Origin of the sequence: Metabacillus niabensis (assembly GCF_020524345.1) — a bacterium.
In the GTDB taxonomy this organism is placed as follows: Bacteria; Bacillota; Bacilli; order Bacillales; family Bacillaceae; genus Metabacillus; species Metabacillus niabensis_B.
Window position 1 is genome coordinate 1 of sequence record NZ_JAIVLH010000042.1, and the last position, 16,158, is coordinate 16,158.

Annotated in this window: 18 protein-coding genes and 1 rRNA gene; 4 read left to right on the top strand and 15 right to left on the bottom strand. The window is 37.3% G+C overall.

All coding sequences use genetic code 11. From position 1 onward, the window contains the following. Together LC095_RS25955 and LC095_RS25960 are read right to left on the bottom strand one after the other, a co-directional pair. Positions 1-109 (bottom strand): 16S ribosomal RNA (locus LC095_RS25955); the annotation flags it as partial. 269 nt (positions 110-378) lie between these two features. After that, the gene (locus tag LC095_RS25960) at positions 379-1,251 is read right to left on the bottom strand and encodes a nucleotidyltransferase-like protein (protein ID WP_226530814.1); all 873 of its coding nucleotides are present in this window, start codon (positions 1,249-1,251) and stop codon (positions 379-381) included. A gap of 285 nt (positions 1,252-1,536) precedes the next feature. On the opposite strand from LC095_RS25960, the gene LC095_RS25965 reads away from it, so the two are divergent. After that, complete coding sequence (locus LC095_RS25965; RefSeq protein ID WP_226530815.1) at positions 1,537-1,890, top strand: YgzB family protein; 354 nt, start codon at positions 1,537-1,539, stop codon at positions 1,888-1,890. Positions 1,891-1,966: 76 nt separating this feature from the next. Here the strand turns inward: LC095_RS25965 and perR are convergent, their stop codons facing one another. From perR to LC095_RS26005, 8 genes are all read right to left on the bottom strand, one after another. After that, entirely contained in the window at positions 1,967-2,404 is a 438-nt protein-coding gene (gene perR, locus LC095_RS25970) for a peroxide-responsive transcriptional repressor PerR (RefSeq protein ID WP_026562286.1), read from the bottom strand. Between the two features lie 133 nt (positions 2,405-2,537). After that, the gene (locus LC095_RS25975) at positions 2,538-3,491 is read right to left on the bottom strand and encodes a D-2-hydroxyacid dehydrogenase (protein WP_226530816.1); all 954 of its coding nucleotides are present in this window, start codon (positions 3,489-3,491) and stop codon (positions 2,538-2,540) included. Positions 3,492-3,794: 303 nt separating this feature from the next. Further along, entirely contained in the window at positions 3,795-4,904 is a 1,110-nt protein-coding gene (locus LC095_RS25980; RefSeq protein ID WP_226530817.1) for an aminopeptidase, read from the bottom strand. Between the two features lie 18 nt (positions 4,905-4,922). Further along, positions 4,923-5,393, bottom strand: coding sequence for a thioredoxin-dependent thiol peroxidase (bcp, locus tag LC095_RS25985; RefSeq protein ID WP_226530818.1), 471 nt, complete (start codon positions 5,391-5,393; stop codon positions 4,923-4,925). A 68-nt stretch (positions 5,394-5,461) separates the two neighbouring features. Further along, the gene (locus LC095_RS25990) at positions 5,462-5,860 is read right to left on the bottom strand and encodes an ion channel (RefSeq protein WP_078433398.1); all 399 of its coding nucleotides are present in this window, start codon (positions 5,858-5,860) and stop codon (positions 5,462-5,464) included. A 121-nt stretch (positions 5,861-5,981) separates the two neighbouring features. Next, a complete protein-coding gene (locus LC095_RS25995) occupies positions 5,982-6,767 on the bottom strand; it encodes an ABC transporter permease (protein ID WP_226530819.1) in 786 nt (261 codons plus the stop codon). 4 nt (positions 6,768-6,771) lie between these two features. Continuing rightward, the gene (locus LC095_RS26000) at positions 6,772-7,563 is read right to left on the bottom strand and encodes an ABC transporter permease (protein ID WP_226530820.1); all 792 of its coding nucleotides are present in this window, start codon (positions 7,561-7,563) and stop codon (positions 6,772-6,774) included. A 9-nt stretch (positions 7,564-7,572) separates the two neighbouring features. After that, complete coding sequence (locus tag LC095_RS26005; protein ID WP_226530821.1) at positions 7,573-8,589, bottom strand: ATP-binding cassette domain-containing protein; 1,017 nt, start codon at positions 8,587-8,589, stop codon at positions 7,573-7,575. A 151-nt stretch (positions 8,590-8,740) separates the two neighbouring features. On the opposite strand from LC095_RS26005, the gene LC095_RS26010 reads away from it, so the two are divergent. After that, positions 8,741-10,030: a glutamate-1-semialdehyde 2,1-aminomutase gene (locus LC095_RS26010; protein ID WP_264196211.1), complete on the top strand. Its 1,290-nt coding sequence runs from the start codon at positions 8,741-8,743 to the stop codon at positions 10,028-10,030. Between the two features lie 221 nt (positions 10,031-10,251). Continuing rightward, complete coding sequence (locus LC095_RS26015) at positions 10,252-11,319, top strand: FUSC family protein (RefSeq protein WP_226530822.1); 1,068 nt, start codon at positions 10,252-10,254, stop codon at positions 11,317-11,319. 43 nt (positions 11,320-11,362) lie between these two features. On the opposite strand, the gene LC095_RS26020 is transcribed toward LC095_RS26015, so the two are convergent. The 5 genes from LC095_RS26020 to fabL all read right to left on the bottom strand — a co-directional run bounded on the left by LC095_RS26020 (position 11,363) and on the right by fabL (position 15,524). Then, positions 11,363-13,105, bottom strand: coding sequence for an ABC transporter ATP-binding protein (locus LC095_RS26020; RefSeq protein ID WP_226530823.1), 1,743 nt, complete (start codon positions 13,103-13,105; stop codon positions 11,363-11,365). A gap of 131 nt (positions 13,106-13,236) precedes the next feature. After that, the gene (locus tag LC095_RS26025; RefSeq protein ID WP_026562275.1) at positions 13,237-13,767 is read right to left on the bottom strand and encodes a DUF402 domain-containing protein; all 531 of its coding nucleotides are present in this window, start codon (positions 13,765-13,767) and stop codon (positions 13,237-13,239) included. A gap of 149 nt (positions 13,768-13,916) precedes the next feature. Further along, positions 13,917-14,171, bottom strand: coding sequence for a YgaB family protein (locus LC095_RS26030; protein WP_226530824.1), 255 nt, complete (start codon positions 14,169-14,171; stop codon positions 13,917-13,919). A 257-nt stretch (positions 14,172-14,428) separates the two neighbouring features. After that, complete coding sequence (locus LC095_RS26035; RefSeq protein WP_226530825.1) at positions 14,429-14,689, bottom strand: gamma-type small acid-soluble spore protein; 261 nt, start codon at positions 14,687-14,689, stop codon at positions 14,429-14,431. Positions 14,690-14,768: 79 nt separating this feature from the next. Beyond that, positions 14,769-15,524, bottom strand: a complete 756-nt coding sequence (gene fabL / locus LC095_RS26040) for an enoyl-[acyl-carrier-protein] reductase FabL (RefSeq protein ID WP_078433389.1) — start codon at positions 15,522-15,524, stop codon at positions 14,769-14,771. Between the two features lie 145 nt (positions 15,525-15,669). Between fabL and LC095_RS26045 the strand changes: the two genes are divergently transcribed. Then, the gene (locus LC095_RS26045) at positions 15,670-15,894 is read left to right on the top strand and encodes a hypothetical protein (RefSeq protein ID WP_026562271.1); all 225 of its coding nucleotides are present in this window, start codon (positions 15,670-15,672) and stop codon (positions 15,892-15,894) included. The last annotated feature ends 264 nt before the right edge of the window (positions 15,895-16,158 follow it).

Genomic DNA, 16,158 nt, shown 5'->3' on the forward strand with positions numbered 1-16,158 from the left:
CCCGTCCGCCGCTAATCTTTGGGAGCAAGCTCCCTCAGATTCGCTCGACTTGCATGTATTAGGCACGCCGCCAGCGTTCGTCCTGAGCCAGGATCAAACTCTCCAATAAAGTGTTTGATGTAGCTCATAAAATTTTTCGTACTATATAGTACGTTTTTTGTTAATCGAAATTAACGTTGGCACGCTTGGTTTTGTTTAGTTTTCAAAGATCATTCGTTGTCGTTTCATCAGAAGCGACTTTCTTAATATATCATTTCCAACTCGTATCGTCAACACTTTTTTAAAAACTTTTTTCCGATCAAGTCAGAGACAAAATGATCGCCGCTGCGTTATAAGTAACAGCGACGAATAATAATATAACATCTATAAAAAACTACGTCAACACTTTTTATCAACAAAATATACTCTATGAAAAACTCCCTTGCCTTTTGTTTGTTGTCTTTCTATAGATACATATTTCTTTTCTACTAGAAACTCCAATAAAACACTTAAGTCCACGGAGTAATGTTGTAATTCAGGATGTTGATATAACTCATGGAAGTACCAGGAGTCTCTTTCAGACATAATGGATAGAATATGGCCTGCACCGACTTCTGTTTTTGAATGGATCAGAAAATCGCTTGCCAAGAATAAAAGCTCCAGTCTTTTTTCAAGAGATTCTTCTCCTTCAATAAGCTCTTTATATAGCTTATAAATTTGGGGCTCGATTTGTTTAACCTGATTCCAAACTGTTACTTCGGGGTAAAACCCCCTATCAATGACTTCTAATCTTGCTAAATGATGCAGCGCATGAACAATATGGTTGTATGTATCTAATAATTGATTTGATTCAAAGAATACTTTTCCTTCCAAATAACGTCGAATCAGCTTGGCGAATTCAATCCCCATTTTTAACTTTCTCTCTGAAAACGGAAATGTTCTCAGACGCTCAACTAGTTCAGCTATGTATTCATTTCGGTCAAATAGGACCTTTCCATTCAAAATCCAATCAACCATTCTGCGGTTTGTTCCAAGTAAAATGGATTTGTTTACATCATCTTTTGACATCACAGTCAAAGAAGCTTTTTTATCATCATATTCATAATGTTTTACATATAAAGGGTGATTCAGTTCTGACACAATGACTAATAAAGCTACATCTAGATTATCTGTTAATGGTGAAGTTTCGTTTCGTTTTTCAATCATCACGATTGCTAAAGTATTTGGGTGGCTTGCACGTTCTTGATAAATTGGACGGAGAATATCTTCCATCAACATCATCCTCCATTATATTGGCTTTAATAATGTTTCTACATTAGTCTTAAAAAACCCTCTTCTATTAAAGCGAGACTTATCGGATCTTTATAGGCAGTTATCTTCTTTGTTTCTCTCGAATCTTGAGGTCGGAGTCTTACTGCCTGTTAAGAATGGGATAAAGCGAGTTTCTATTCCTGCTATTCTAAAACTAGTACCAAAAAAATATCATTTCTGATAAGATTAAAAAGCATAAGGATAGAAAGCGCTAAACTCGCTTTATCGTCATTAGGAGGGCAAAGTATGGCTCGTAAATATACAAGTAAAATCAATAAAATAAGAACCTTCGCTTTAAGCTTAATCTTTGTTGGATTTATCATTATGTATATCGGTGTTTTCTTCCGCACGAACATGTGGGTGATGACGATTTTCATGATGTTGGGTATGCTGTCGATTATCGCAAGTACGGTTGTTTATTTCTGGATTGGTATGTTGTCAACAAAAGCTGTTCAAGTAACATGTCCAAGTTGCGGGAAACACACAAAGATTTTAGGACGTGTTGATATGTGTATGTACTGTAAGGAACCTCTCACACTGGACAAAGATCTTGAAGGTAAAGAATTTGATGAAAGTTATAATCGTAAGAAGCTTAAATAGCACACAGAAAAGAACGGCTAAATACGCCGTTCTTTTTTAAATCAATGCAAAAACAAGCTATAAAGTCTAGCTTGTTTTAATGTGTTTCTTTCTTTTCACAGCTATTGCACAATCCGTAAATTTCCATACGATGGTGACTAACTTTAAATCCCGTTACATGTGCAGCTAAAGCCTCAACTTCATCAAGTCCCGGATAAGAAAAATCAACAATCTTTCCGCAACCTTCACAAATGACGTGATAGTGATCCGACGTTACAAAATCAAAACGACTAGATGCATCGCCATACGTTAATTCCTTAACAAGTCCAACTTCACGAAATACCCTTAAGTTGTTATAAACAGTAGCAACACTCATATTAGGGAATTTTCCTTCTAATGCTTTATATATATCATCGGCTGTAGGGTGAATCATGGAATCGACCAAGAATTCAAGTATAGCATGACGTTGAGGTGTAATACGCACTCCAGTTTGTTTCAGGGTATCTAATGCATCCTTTAATTGATGTTCAGACATCCGCCATGCACCTCACTTCTATAAAAATTCTTACATTATAATGTTTATAATTAGTGTAATTGTTACTACGACTTTTGTCAAACGTTACTTATACAATGTATTATTTACCACAATTCTTCATTCATGCCCTTGTTTAATATCTTTTACCTAGTGAAATCTTATTTTTCATCTGTTTATGTTCATTACTTATATAATCAGCAAGATTGCTTTTGAAAATTTCAATCGCTCTGGGTAGGTATCTTTTCGTGATTCCCGATAGATGAGGGGTGAGCGTAACATTTTCCATATCCCAAAGCTCATGCTCCGGTGGTAGTGGCTCTGTCTCAAATACATCTAAAACAGCATGAATGGATCTGTTTGTTTTAAGCACATCGATTAAATCCTTTTCGACGACCACGTCACCTCTTCCTATGTTGATAAACACAGCATGATCTTTCATGTTTTGAAAGAATTCCTTATTTAGTAGTCCTTTTGTTCGATCTGTGCTTGGGAGAACGGAAATAACAAAATCAGCTTGAGACAGCGGGTCTTTCACCTCACTCATTTTATACGTTTTATCATAATGTTCAACTGTTCTTCCATCACTATTTACACCCCATACATTCATCCCGAATGCTTGAGTTAGCTTTGCAGTCGCATTTCCTATTGCTCCTGTTCCTATAATAAGCACTGTTTTCTCATATAGTTCTTCCATTCTCACACGTCGATCCCATTTATGTAATCGCTGATTTTCAGCTAACACTTCCGCTTGTCTTGAAACTTGAAGCATCATTGAGATACAATACTCAGCCATCGGTATAGCATGCACACCCTTTGAATTTGTCACCAAAATATCGCGCTCTTCAAGTACACGAAAAGGAAGTTGATCAATCCCGGCAGAGGCAACCATCATCCACTTCAGATTCGTAGCCTGGTTAATATGGTCCTCTGTCAAATCCTCTCCATACGTCAAGATAATTTCTGCTTCCGGTAATAGATCAAGTGCCTCACTTATTTTTTTATCATGATAAAACACAACATCAGGATATGCGCGACTTAAATCCTCTTTCATATATTCTGGTAGTTTAACTGTAGATAATACCTTCACAATTATATTCCCCTTTTTGTATATTCTACGTTTCAAAAAAATTAGCTCTTTAAAAGTTTCCCTTAAGTTCTGTACACAAAACTACTTTGGTTGATTGAAACGGATATGCGAGACTCCTGTGGTAGGCAAGCCTAGATACAAAGTAACAATGTATTAATGTATTAAAAAAAGAGTGCGGACCTTAGTCCGCACTTCCAATCCGGCGCTAACATTTGAGGAGGTAATGCCTTCCCTAATAATCTACGCACAATCTATAATTTTGGCTGGACGTTTGCCCTACGGTTTAAAAATAGGCTCGATAGTTCACTTAAGATTTTCCTGGTTTAAGTCCTTTAGCTCTGGAAGAACAAATTGGCCGTCTTTTCGAACAAGCACATCATCAAAATAAATTTCTCCCCCGCCATACTCAGGTCTTTGAATTAACACCATATCCCAATGGATTGCCGATTTATTTCCGTTATTCGCTTCTTCATATGCCTCACCAGGTGTAAAATGAAAGCTTCCGCAAATCTTTTCATCAAACAAAATATCACCAATCGGCTCTTCTATATAAGGATGGAACCCTAATGCAAATTCCCCAATATATCTTGCACCCTCATCTGTATCCAGAATTTCATTCAATTTTTCTGTTTGATCTGAAACTGCATCAACGATTTTCCCATTTTCAAACGTAAGTTTTACATCGCGGAACGTAATTCCGTGATAGGGACAAGGTGTGTTGAAGGAAATCGTTCCATTAACAGAGTCTTTAATCGGAGCCGTAAAGATTTCGCCATCAGGTACATTTGCTTCACCCGTACATGGAATTACCGGAATACCTTTGATTGAGAACCGCAAATCGGTACCAGGTCCTGTAATTCTTACACGGTCTGTTTTTTCCATTAATTCTTTTAGGGGCTCGGCAGCACTTGCCATTTTGTCATAATTGACAGTGCACACATCAAATAAATAATCTTCAAAGGAACTAGTGCTCATTCCTGCTTTCTGTGCTAATCCCTTTGTCGGATAATTCAACAGCACCCATTTACGATGATTTACATAGAATTCAGTTACCGGCTTCATAATTTCTCCACGGAGTTTATGCATTTCTGCAGGTACCTCGGCCATTTCCGCATCATTTTCTTCCCCAATAATGACAATAACAGCATCAACATCTTGATATGTTTGCATTTGCCATTTCGCTTGTGTTTCCAATTGAGCTTTTTGATAGTTCTTGGCTAGATGCAGTGTAATCTCATCATCAAGTATTTCCACATAAGGATAGGCTCCTAATGAATAGGTTTGATCAATGATTTCCGTTATTAGAGGTTTTGTATTTAAGTGACCCCTAATTAACACTCTTTCCCCTTTTTTCACTTTCACCGAGTGATTTAACAGAACCGCGGCAAGTTTTTTTATTCTCTCATCTCTCATCATGGCACCTTCTATTTATTAAGATTGAATTTCTTTTATGTAATTCAAAGCTTCCTCAACATGGTCTTTTACTTTTACCTTTCTCCATTCTTTGATGATTTTCCCATCAGGATCAATAATAAAAGTAGATCGCTCAATTCCCATATATTCTTTTCCGAAGTTCTTCTTCAGCTTCCACACGTCAAAAGCTTCTGCTAATTCGTGTTCATCATCAACTAATAGTTGAAAAGGCAAGTCATGTTTTTCTTTAAACTTTTGATGTTTTTCCTGTGGATCAGGACTTACCCCAACGATAACTGCATTAATGTCTGCAAAGCTTTGATGCTGGTCCCGGAAGTCACATGCCTCAGTTGTACAACCCGGTGTCATATCCTTCGGGTAAAAATATAATACAACATATTTCCCCTTATAATCAGTTAAACTTACCTTTTCTCCACTGTCTGCTACTAATTCTATGTTAGGTACCTGGCTACCAACTTCAATTGACATAAAAATCCCTCCAACTTTTTCGTTCTCTCATAAGCGTAACCAACTTTTTGTCATCCTACAACTCTGAACTATTTTTCGATGCCAATAACGGTACGAGCTAAGAAAACAGCTGGAAGAACATAGCCAATTAAAGATTCTATAACTGCTAAAAAACGACCTATGCCGACCGGAACAACGTCACCATAACCTAATGAAAATAATGTCACTGCACTAAAGTATAGAGATGTAAATAGGTTATCAAAATAGCCTCCCGTTGTGACGTTCCCAGCTTCTTGCAAGACAGGAATACTGCTTTGGATACATATTAAATAGATGACCCCGAACCCCAATAGAAGGGATATATATAGATACATAATCATTATAATTGTTTCAACTGATAAAAAATTCTTTTGAAAACAAACAATCACTACATATCTAAAACTCATAAAAATACAGACTGCAATACATATACCAAATAGTAGGCCCACATTTTTCCCCCACCCTATTTAAGGTTGTCCTTTCTACAATATATACAGGCCTATGCCCGGTTATGAAAAAAGAATAAAAGGACTTAGCATGAAAGAGCTAAGTCCTTTTATGTAGCCAAAATTAATTTCCTGCACCTCTATACCTTTTCACCCCTTGATTCCATAAAAATACAGAAAGGACAAAAAACACGATTCCCATCACAGGGGTCAAAAAAGAATACACATACCATTCTTCTTTATCAAGAAAATAAGCTGCCGGATACACACCGACAAATGCAAACGGCAGGATCCATGTTAATACAAATCGAATAACAGAATTATAAATATCAACAGGATAACGGCCATAGTTTCCGATATTGTACATCATCGGCATAAGGGAAGTACGGGCATCTGACCAAAATCCGATGCTTGCTAATGAAACAAAAATCCCTGCATATACAAGGGCCCCGCTTATCACAAAGATAATAAAAAAGATGATATCATACCAGTGAAAACTTAAACCAAGTTGAGTCGACGCATACCCCATAATAATAATACCGGTAATTGCTCCAAATAAAGACTCAAGTTCCATCCTTTCTAAAATCACTTGAAATAGACTGTGAATCGGTCTTGTTAAAATACGATCCATTTCCCCTTTTACGATATACCGCTCATTAAAATCCCAAATATTAAAAAATGCACCAAACACCGCAAACGGAACTAAGAAAAATCCGTAAATAAAGATGATTTCATCACGAGTCCAGCCGCTTAAAAACTGTGTATGACCAAAAACCACAAGAATAAAGACCAAATTCGTCACTTGAAACAACATATCTGACAGCAATTCCACAACCATATCAGCTCTGTATTGCATTCTTGTTTTCATATATTGACCTACATATTGGGTGAACATTGAAAAATAAAACATCTCATCATCCTCCCTGAATGATCATTCGTTTTTTTGCGATAGCCCAAAGAATTTGAATTGGGAGGAATAATACAAATGCCCAAAATCCTTGCAACAAAATAGCTTGAAGAACTTCATTTCCTTTTATTCCTTCAGTAAAAATCATGCTGGGAATATAGCTGATCGCCTGAAAAGGAAAATACACCATGATATCCTGGGCCCACATCGGGTAAAAACTGATTGGTAATAACAGACCTGAGAACAGATCAATAATCACCCGTTTTGCTCTCATTAATCCGTCATTATTAAACAAGAAAAATGTTAACATCCCCGTAATTAAGTTGATCTGGGTATTCACGATAAAGCTAAATACGAGTGAACTTGCAAATAAAAGCCATGTTAATCCATTTGTTGAAAACTCCATCGGAAAAACAAGGGCAACAATGACCATCCCCGGCACCGAGAAGAATACCAACCTGAAAATCCCCTCACCAAATGCCTGCATCGTTTTCATGCCAAGGTAGTTATAAGGTCTTATAAGTTCAACTGCAACTTTTCCTTCTTTAATTTCAAGGGCAATTTCACGATCAATATTGTTAAAATAAAATGCCCTTGCCATCCATGAGACAGCTATATATGTTGTCATCTGAACAGCCGACAATCCTTCGATCGATTCTTTCCCTCCGTAAATCGCGGTCCATAAAAAATAATAGGCACCTATATTTATGCTATAAATCAAAATACCGCTGTAATAATTCGTCCGATACGCAAGCATCATTAAAAAGCGGATTCTTATCATTTCAATATACTTATCCATGTTATCACCTCAGCTTGAAAGGGCCTCTCCTTTTTCATAGATATTGCGAATAACTTCTTCAGTGGAAATCTCTTTTACACTTACATCTGTAATTTGGTGTGTACCTACTATCCGACCAATTAACTCAGACATTTGTTGTTCCTTTTCACTAACAAGAGCATTCCACGAAAGCAATTTATCTCCCTTTTGCCACACAACATCAAGATCCTGAGTTAAAAAGCTGAGCTGTTCTTCAAGTACTTCCTGCTCAAATTGAAATTCAATTTGCTTACCTTCTCCCCAATGTGAACGCAGCTTTGCTAATGCACCATCATAGATGACTTTTCCTTCATCAAGCATAATGACCCGCTCACAAAGTGCTTCAATATCTGAAAGGTCATGGGTGGTCAGAAGAATCGTTGTTTTGTATTTTTCATTCATTTCTTTTAAAAATTGACGAATCTTCAGCTTCACAAGTACATCAAGACCGATTGTCGGCTCATCCAAAAACAATAGAGGAGGATTGTGAATAAGTGCTGCTGCAAGCTCGCATCTCATTCTTTGTCCAAGAGACAACTTTCTGACAGGCTTATCTAGCAATGGACCTATATCAAGTGTAGAAATGACATGCTCCATATGTTCGTTATAATCTTTATCAGACACTTTATATACTTTTTTCAATAAACGAAATGACTCTTGGACAGCGATATCCCACCATAGCTGTGAACGCTGGCCGAATACGACTCCAATTGATCGTACAAACTGTTCACGTTCTTTATGAGGATTCATCCCATTAACTAAAACTTTCCCTGACGTTGGTGTTAAAATCCCTGTCAGCATTTTAATGGATGTTGATTTCCCCGCTCCATTTTCACCAATATACCCAACCATTTCCCCCTGCTTCACAGTAAAGGTTACATCATTCACAGCAGGGATCGTTTTGTATTGTCTATTTAATAAATCGCGAAACGCACCCTTTAAGCCTTGTCTGCTCGAGTATGACTTAAATTCTTTACGTAATTGGTTTACTTCGATGATATTTGTCATTTTACTCCCTCCAAATCTGACCACAACTTAGTTTATCTAAAAAGCGTTCATTCAACAAATGGTAAGCACCTAATTTGAAATTTTTTAGATTCAAAGATTCGTGTTAGAATAACCATAGTCTTTTCATGTTTTACATAGTAGGAGGATACTGATGAATTTTTCAAAATCACAACAATTACACGAAGAAGCTTTACAACATATTGTAGGCGGAGTTAACTCCCCTTCCCGTTCTTATAAAGCTGTTGGCGGAGGATCACCTGTTGTCATGGAAAGAGCAAAAGGTGCTTATTTCTGGGATGTTGACGGCAATCAATATATCGATTATTTAGCTGCATATGGACCAATTATTACGGGACATGCTCATCCTCATATTACAGAGGCGATCACAAGAGCAGCTGAAACCGGTGTTCTTTACGGGACCCCAACTCCACATGAAATAACATTTGCAAAAATGCTGAAGGAAGCGATGCCTGCAATGGACAAAGTTCGTTTTGTGAACTCTGGTACAGAGGCTGTCATGACAACGATCAGGGTAGCACGCGCCTATACCGGCCGTACGAAAATCATTAAATTCGCGGGCTGCTACCACGGCCATTCAGATCTTGTTTTAGTTGCAGCCGGATCCGGCCCTTCAACATTAGGAACTCCAGATTCTGCGGGTGTTCCAAAAAGCATTGCCCAAGAAGTTATCACTGTCCCATTTAACGAAATCGAACCATTAAAAGAAGCTTTAGATAAATGGGGAGATGAAGTGGCTGCCATTCTTGTTGAACCAATCGTAGGAAACTTTGGAATTGTTGAACCGAAGCCCGGTTTCTTAGAGGTAGTAAATGATGTTGTCCACAAAGCTGGAGCTTTAGTTATTTATGATGAAGTCATCACTGCGTTCCGTTTCATGTATGGAGGAGCTCAAGATCTGCTAGGTGTGTACCCTGATCTTACAGCACTGGGGAAAATTATTGGCGGCGGTCTTCCGATTGGTGCTTACGGCGGTAAAAAAGAAATTATGGAACAAGTCGCACCATTAGGACCTGCATATCAAGCCGGAACAATGGCTGGTAATCCTGCTTCCATTCTTTCCGGAATAGCTTGTCTGGAAGTACTGAAACAAGAAGGTATTTATGAAAACCTTGATAAATTAGGTGAAATCCTTGAAGAAGGAATATTACAGCATGCTCGTACATATAATATTCCGATAACGATCAACCGACTAAAAGGTGCATTAACCATTTACTTCACAAACGAAAAAATCTCCAATTATGAACAAGCTGAAAACACAGACGGTGAGATGTTTGCAAAATTCTTTAAGCTCATGCTTAATCAGGGAATTAACCTTGCTCCTTCAAAATACGAAGCCTGGTTCTTAACAACAGCACATACTGAAGAAGATATCCAAGTAACATTAAAAGCTGTTGAACAGGCATTTAGTCAACTAAGATAGCATGAAAAAGAAGAGGAAGACTCCTTCCAAGGGCACAGCTCTAGAGTCAACCTCTTCCTTTTTCTATTAAAGACTATTTTCAGAAAATATGGACGATTTACATTTTCGTAAAATAGGGTAAATACTTCTTGTAATAGGGAATAAAAGGCTGTATCATACGATATTGATTTTATATAAAAGTGTTGTTTATTTGAAAAACGAAAGGAATGTTTTAAGCATACATGAAACTAGGTGCACGCATCCTTAAGACAGGGATAGCCATTACACTAGCTTTATTTTTAGCACTAGCATTGGAATTGCCTTCTGTTGCTTTTGCCGGTATTTCAGCGATTTTTGCCATTCAACCAACTATTTATCGCTCTTATATTTCTATTATTGAACAGGTTCAAGCAAATGTCATTGGTGCCGCATTAGCCATCGCCTTTGGATTAATTTTTGGCTCAAATCCGATTATCATTGGTCTCACAGCGATTATCGTCATTGCCATCAATATAAAACTAAAGGCTGAAAGCACCATTCCTGTCGCTCTCGTGACGGTTATCGCCATATTAGAAAGTCCTGGTGACGACTTTGTTCAAATCGCCTTGATTCGCTTTTCCACAATATTACTCGGCGTATTTGCAGCCTTTATTGTCAACTTAGTATTTCTTCCACCGAAATACGAAACAAAGCTTTACAACCGAATTGCAGAAAACACAGAAGATATTATCAAATGGATGAGAGTCAACATTCGCCATGCTTCTGAGCATAATGTATTAAAAGATGATATTGAAAAATTAAAAGAAAAAATGATCAAGTTGGATCAGCTTTACTTACATTATAAAGAAGAACGAAATTACTTTAAGCGTGAAAGCTATGCAAAATCAAGAAAGCTCGTTCTTTTCCGGCAAATGATTGTCACAACAAACAGAGCGTTGGAAACATTAAAAAAATTGCATCGCTTAGAAAATGACTTAAATCAGATGCCTGAGGATTTTCAAAAAATCCTTGTAACAGAATTAGATTACCTTCTATATTTCCATGAAGAATCTTTGCTTAGATTTATCGGAAAAACAAAGGCTCAACCATCTACGGAAATATCGGAGGAAGGCAAGTTTAATAAAGAGCAACTTACTTCTGTGTTCATGAAGTATCATGAACAACATGATACAGATTGTTTCTATTCACTGTTGCCGCTCGTTTCTTCGATCATCGATTATAGTGAGCAATTAGAACATTTAGATACACTGATTTACAGTTTTCATCATTATCATAAAGATGATAATGAGATTAAGCTTTCTGAGGAATAAGAATAGGCACATCTCTCTATATTTGAGACATGTGCCTTTTTGGTTAATCAAGCTGTTGAATTTGAAATAGATTATAGTAGTGGCCTTCTTTTTGCATTAAGTCCTGATGTGTGCCTTGCTCAACTATTCTTCCATCTTCAATGAGAACAATTTTGTCAGCGTGCGTAATAGTTGAAAGGCGATGAGCCACAATAAAGGTTGTGCGTTCTTTCGCAAGCTTTTCAAGTGCCTCTTGAATAAGATGTTCACTTTCTAAATCAAGGGCTGATGTTGCTTCATCAAGGATGAGGATCGGCGGATTTTTTAAAAATACCCTCGCAATCGATACCCGTTGCTTTTGTCCACCGGAAAGCTTCACACCTCTTTCACCGACTCTCGTTTCATAACCATTTGGTAATTTCAAAATAAACTCATGAGCATTCGCTGCCTTAGCCGCCTGTACCACTTCTTCCTCTGTTGCATCAGGTTTCCCAATTAGAATATTTTCCCTTACCGTATTACTGAACAAAAATGTATCCTGAAGAACCATACCAATTTGCTCTCGTAAACTTTGTGCTTCATAATCGCGAATATCTCTATTATCTAATAGAATTTGCCCTTCTGTCACATCATAAAAACGGGGTAATAAACTTACCAGTGTTGATTTCCCTCCACCGCTCATCCCTACAAGTGCCACTGTTTCTCCCTTATCGACACGCAAAGAAAGATTTTCAATAATAAGTGGCTCTTTTTCATGATAGCGAAAAGAAATGTTTTTAAATTCAACTTCACCTTTTACTTGATCAGCTTTTTTCGCATTTGGCTTATCAACAACTTCATAAGGAACATCGATAAATTCAAACACACGGTCCATCGAGGCAAACGCCTGTGTTAAGGTTGTCGATGAATTAATGAGTCTTCGAAGCGGATTGTAAAGCTGCTCAATATAGGCAATAAACGCAACCATCGTTCCAATTGTCAAATCCCCTTGAATCACCTGATAACCCGCAAAGCTAATGACAATCAATGGAGCAATATCAGTTAACGTATTAACAATCGCAAATGTTTTTGCATTCCAACTTGTATGGTCGAGTGCTTTTCCAAGAAAATTTGTATTCTCCTTCGCAAATTGTCCTTGTTCAAACTCTTCAGTCGCAAAACTTCGAATAACAGGCATTCCCTGTACTCTTTCATGTAAATGACCTTGTACTTCAGCAAGAGCCTGTGAACGCACTCTTGTTAAATGTCTTAATTTCCCGTAAAAATACTTCACCGACAATCCATAAAACGGAAAAAGAATAATGGACACGAGCGTTAATTTCACGTTCATGGACATCATAATTCCTACAGCAATGATGATCGTGACAATATCTAACCAAACATTCATTAACCCTGTAATAACAAAATTCTTTGTTTGCTCAACATCATTTATCACACGAGATATAATTTCTCCAGCCCGTGTATTCGCATAATAACGCAAGCTTAATTTCTGGAGATGGGTAAATAATTGATCTCGAATATCATATAAGATTTTACTTGCGGTCCATTGTGCAAAATACTGCCGGTAATATTCCACAGGTGGACGAATCACGACAAATAACACAAACATGAACCCCATAATGGTCAATAATTCTTTTGTTTTCTCAGCATCTGTCCCAGTGCCGCCAATAATATTATCCACCACATGCCTAATTAACAAAGGCATTAGCAATGGAATAGAAAACTTGATGACACCGATTATAATTGTTCCTACAATTTGTAGGCGATAAGGCTTTACAAAAGCCATATATCGTCTTACTGCCCCCAAATAGATCCCCCTTTTCTATTGAAAAGCGCAAGCGCTTTGGTCGGTCTCTCCCTTTAATAATGTGAAAAAGGCTGACTCATCATTTACTCAAACCTTGAGTAAGCACGAGAGTCACCCTTGCCACTGTACATTTATTTTACGTATGTTAAATAGCGTTCATACCACTCATCGATAAATTCAGGTGCAAACGGTCCTTTCTTTTGCCGAATCCATCGGAGTAGCGTGTCCAGATTTTTCCTTAAAATAAGATCAATTACTTCAGGATAGTTCATCATCTTGCTATGAAGTTCATATTCATCTTCATCTAATATGGTAAATGTCATATCAGGGTATACTTTTACATCTAGGTCATAGTCTATATATTTTAGAGCTTCGTCATCCCAAACAAATGGTGAACTGATATTGCAGTAGTAATAAACTCCATCTTCTCTTAGCATACCAATTATATTAAACCAATGTCTGGCATGAAAATAGCATATTGCCGGCTCTCTTGTCACCCATGTTCTTCCGTCCGATTCAGTTACAATTGTTCGGTCATTCCCACCAATAATACAATGCTGAGACCCTTTTAAAACAGTTGATTCTTCCCAGACTCTATGGATGTAGCCATTATGCTTATAACTATGAATTTGTATTTTGTCTCCTTCCCTGGGAAAGCCCACTTTTCTCCCCTTCTTTCAGTCGGTTGCTTCGTGAAACCTCTTTCACAAACGTATTCACCTAATATAGTTGTTCTTATTATAACGTTTGTAAATAGAAAAGGAAAATAAAAGAGTCATTTCCGGAAGAAATGACTCTTTTATTTTGTCGTTTACGAAACCGTTTCGAACTTTTGGTCTTCATAGGATTGAATAACTTCTTGTGTTTGTTTTTCGAATACTTGTTGAATCTTATTTAATTCCTCTTTCATGTTCTCTATTTCATCCTGAATGGATTGAAGTTTTGTTTCGTCTCGTAAGATATCCAATTGATTCTTAAGATCCTGGCATCTTTCAATTTCCGATTGTAAGTATAATAATTTATCCATCGTTTTTAATTGCTCTCCCACCAATTGATCAAAATTCATTTTTTCTCTCCTTTCTTATAAGAGCGCATGCACCTAAAACAAAGTTTGTGTTATTAATATTCGCCACTTGGTCAAACGATCCTTTGACTACTTATGTAGATGAATCAGAAGTTTTGTCGTTTGGAATTATTGGTAAGATTAGTCAACCTGATTATTTTATGCTTTTAAAACTTATTTAATACATTCGCTTTACTAAAAAAGAGCAAAAGAAAAGACACCTCTCTAGTTAATAGAGAGGTGTCTTTAAGCTAAGCTAATTAAGAGTTTTGACCTTTTTTAGACTCAGCTTGTTGGTTTTGTTGACGTACTTGTTGTGCGTTAGTTTCGCTCGCGAATTCAGTACCATATTGACCAGCTTTGCTGCCACGAGCACTTTGAGCGTTTTGTTGTCTTACTTCTTGAGCGTTTGTTTCGCTCGCAAATTCAGTGCCATATTGACCAGCTTGGCCAGCTTGAGCGTTTTGTTGTTTTACATGTTGGATGTTAGTACCTGATTGTGTTTTGTTGTTTTGTGCCATTCGATATCACCTCCACGAAATATAGATTGTCCCAGAGGTGATTTTTATATCCACAAAATTCAAGAAAAAATTTATTTATTTAAACAAGCAAAGAACGTCCACCGTCGACAATGATTGTTTGGCCTCTAATCATGGAAGCATTTTCTGTTACTAAAAATTCAATGGCATTGACCATGTCTTCTATTTCAACCATTCTTCCAGCAGGTGTATTTTTCTTTGCATCCTCAAGAAGTTCTTCACGGTTCGGGAAGTGCTTTAATGCGTCAGTATCAACAGCTCCGCCTGAAACTGCATTTACGATGATATTTTTCGGTGAAAGCTCAACTGCTAAATATCTTGTTAGTGCTTCTAATGCTGCTTTAGAAACACCGACTGTTGTGTAATTTTCTAAATAGCGGATTGATCCTAAAGAGCTCGTGCTAACGATAAATCCTCCACCATTTTTCTCCATTAGCTTTGCAGCTTCTTGAGCACAAAACAGCAATGCTTTGCTGTTGATATTCATCGTCCAATCCCAGTGGCTTTCTTCAAGCTCCATTGCCGGTTTTTGAACACCTGAAGCAGCATTGCTTACAAATACGTCCAATCTTCCAAATTCCTCTTCAATTGTCGCGAAAAGCTCTTTAATTTTTTCCGGTTTCCCAACATTCGCCTTAACAGCAATGGCTTTTACACCGAGCTTTTCGATTTGCTCCACCACCTCTAGAGCGGCTGTTTTACTACGTGCATAATTAACAACAATGTCATATCCTTTTTCTGCTAAACGAAGGGCAACAGCTTTTCCAATTCCACGGCTGCTCCCTGTAATAAGTGCTACTTTATTTACTTGGGTCATTTTGTCATCTCCTTATATGTATCTAATCGCATAGATGTCATCATTGTATCAGATAATATAGTGAAACTTCTATGTTTGTTGATGTTCCCAAAATCAATTTCATGTACAACCTAAAGACTCTTTTCCAGTAGAGGAGGATATATATATGTACGTTGGTCGTGATATGACAGAGTTATCGATGATGCCCAAAAACGAATGGAAAAAAGAAGAGCTTGCCTATTTCCATCACTCTCTTCAACAAATGGTTCCATACCTTAATGTAGAGGGACAAACCATTCACCGTGAGATCGTCCAAGAAATCACCTCACGCGGCGGGCTTAAACGAAATGAAGCAGATTATACACATGGCACTAGAGTTTCTTATGAATAATTAAAAAGTTGATATGAAGGACTTAACCTGTATCAAACCTTTTAAAAATGTCCTTCATCACTGGTGTGAAGGACATAACTTGTATAACCCCCCTCAAAAATGTCCTTCATCACTGGTATGAAGGACATTACTTGCTTCAAACCACGATTAAGTCCATATAATTGTGTAAATACAAAAAGAGTCAAATTAATTCCTTTTGGTCACAATGGTTATCAGCGACGAAAAACCTTGTGGAGGAATTAATTATGACTCAAATTCAGTTTA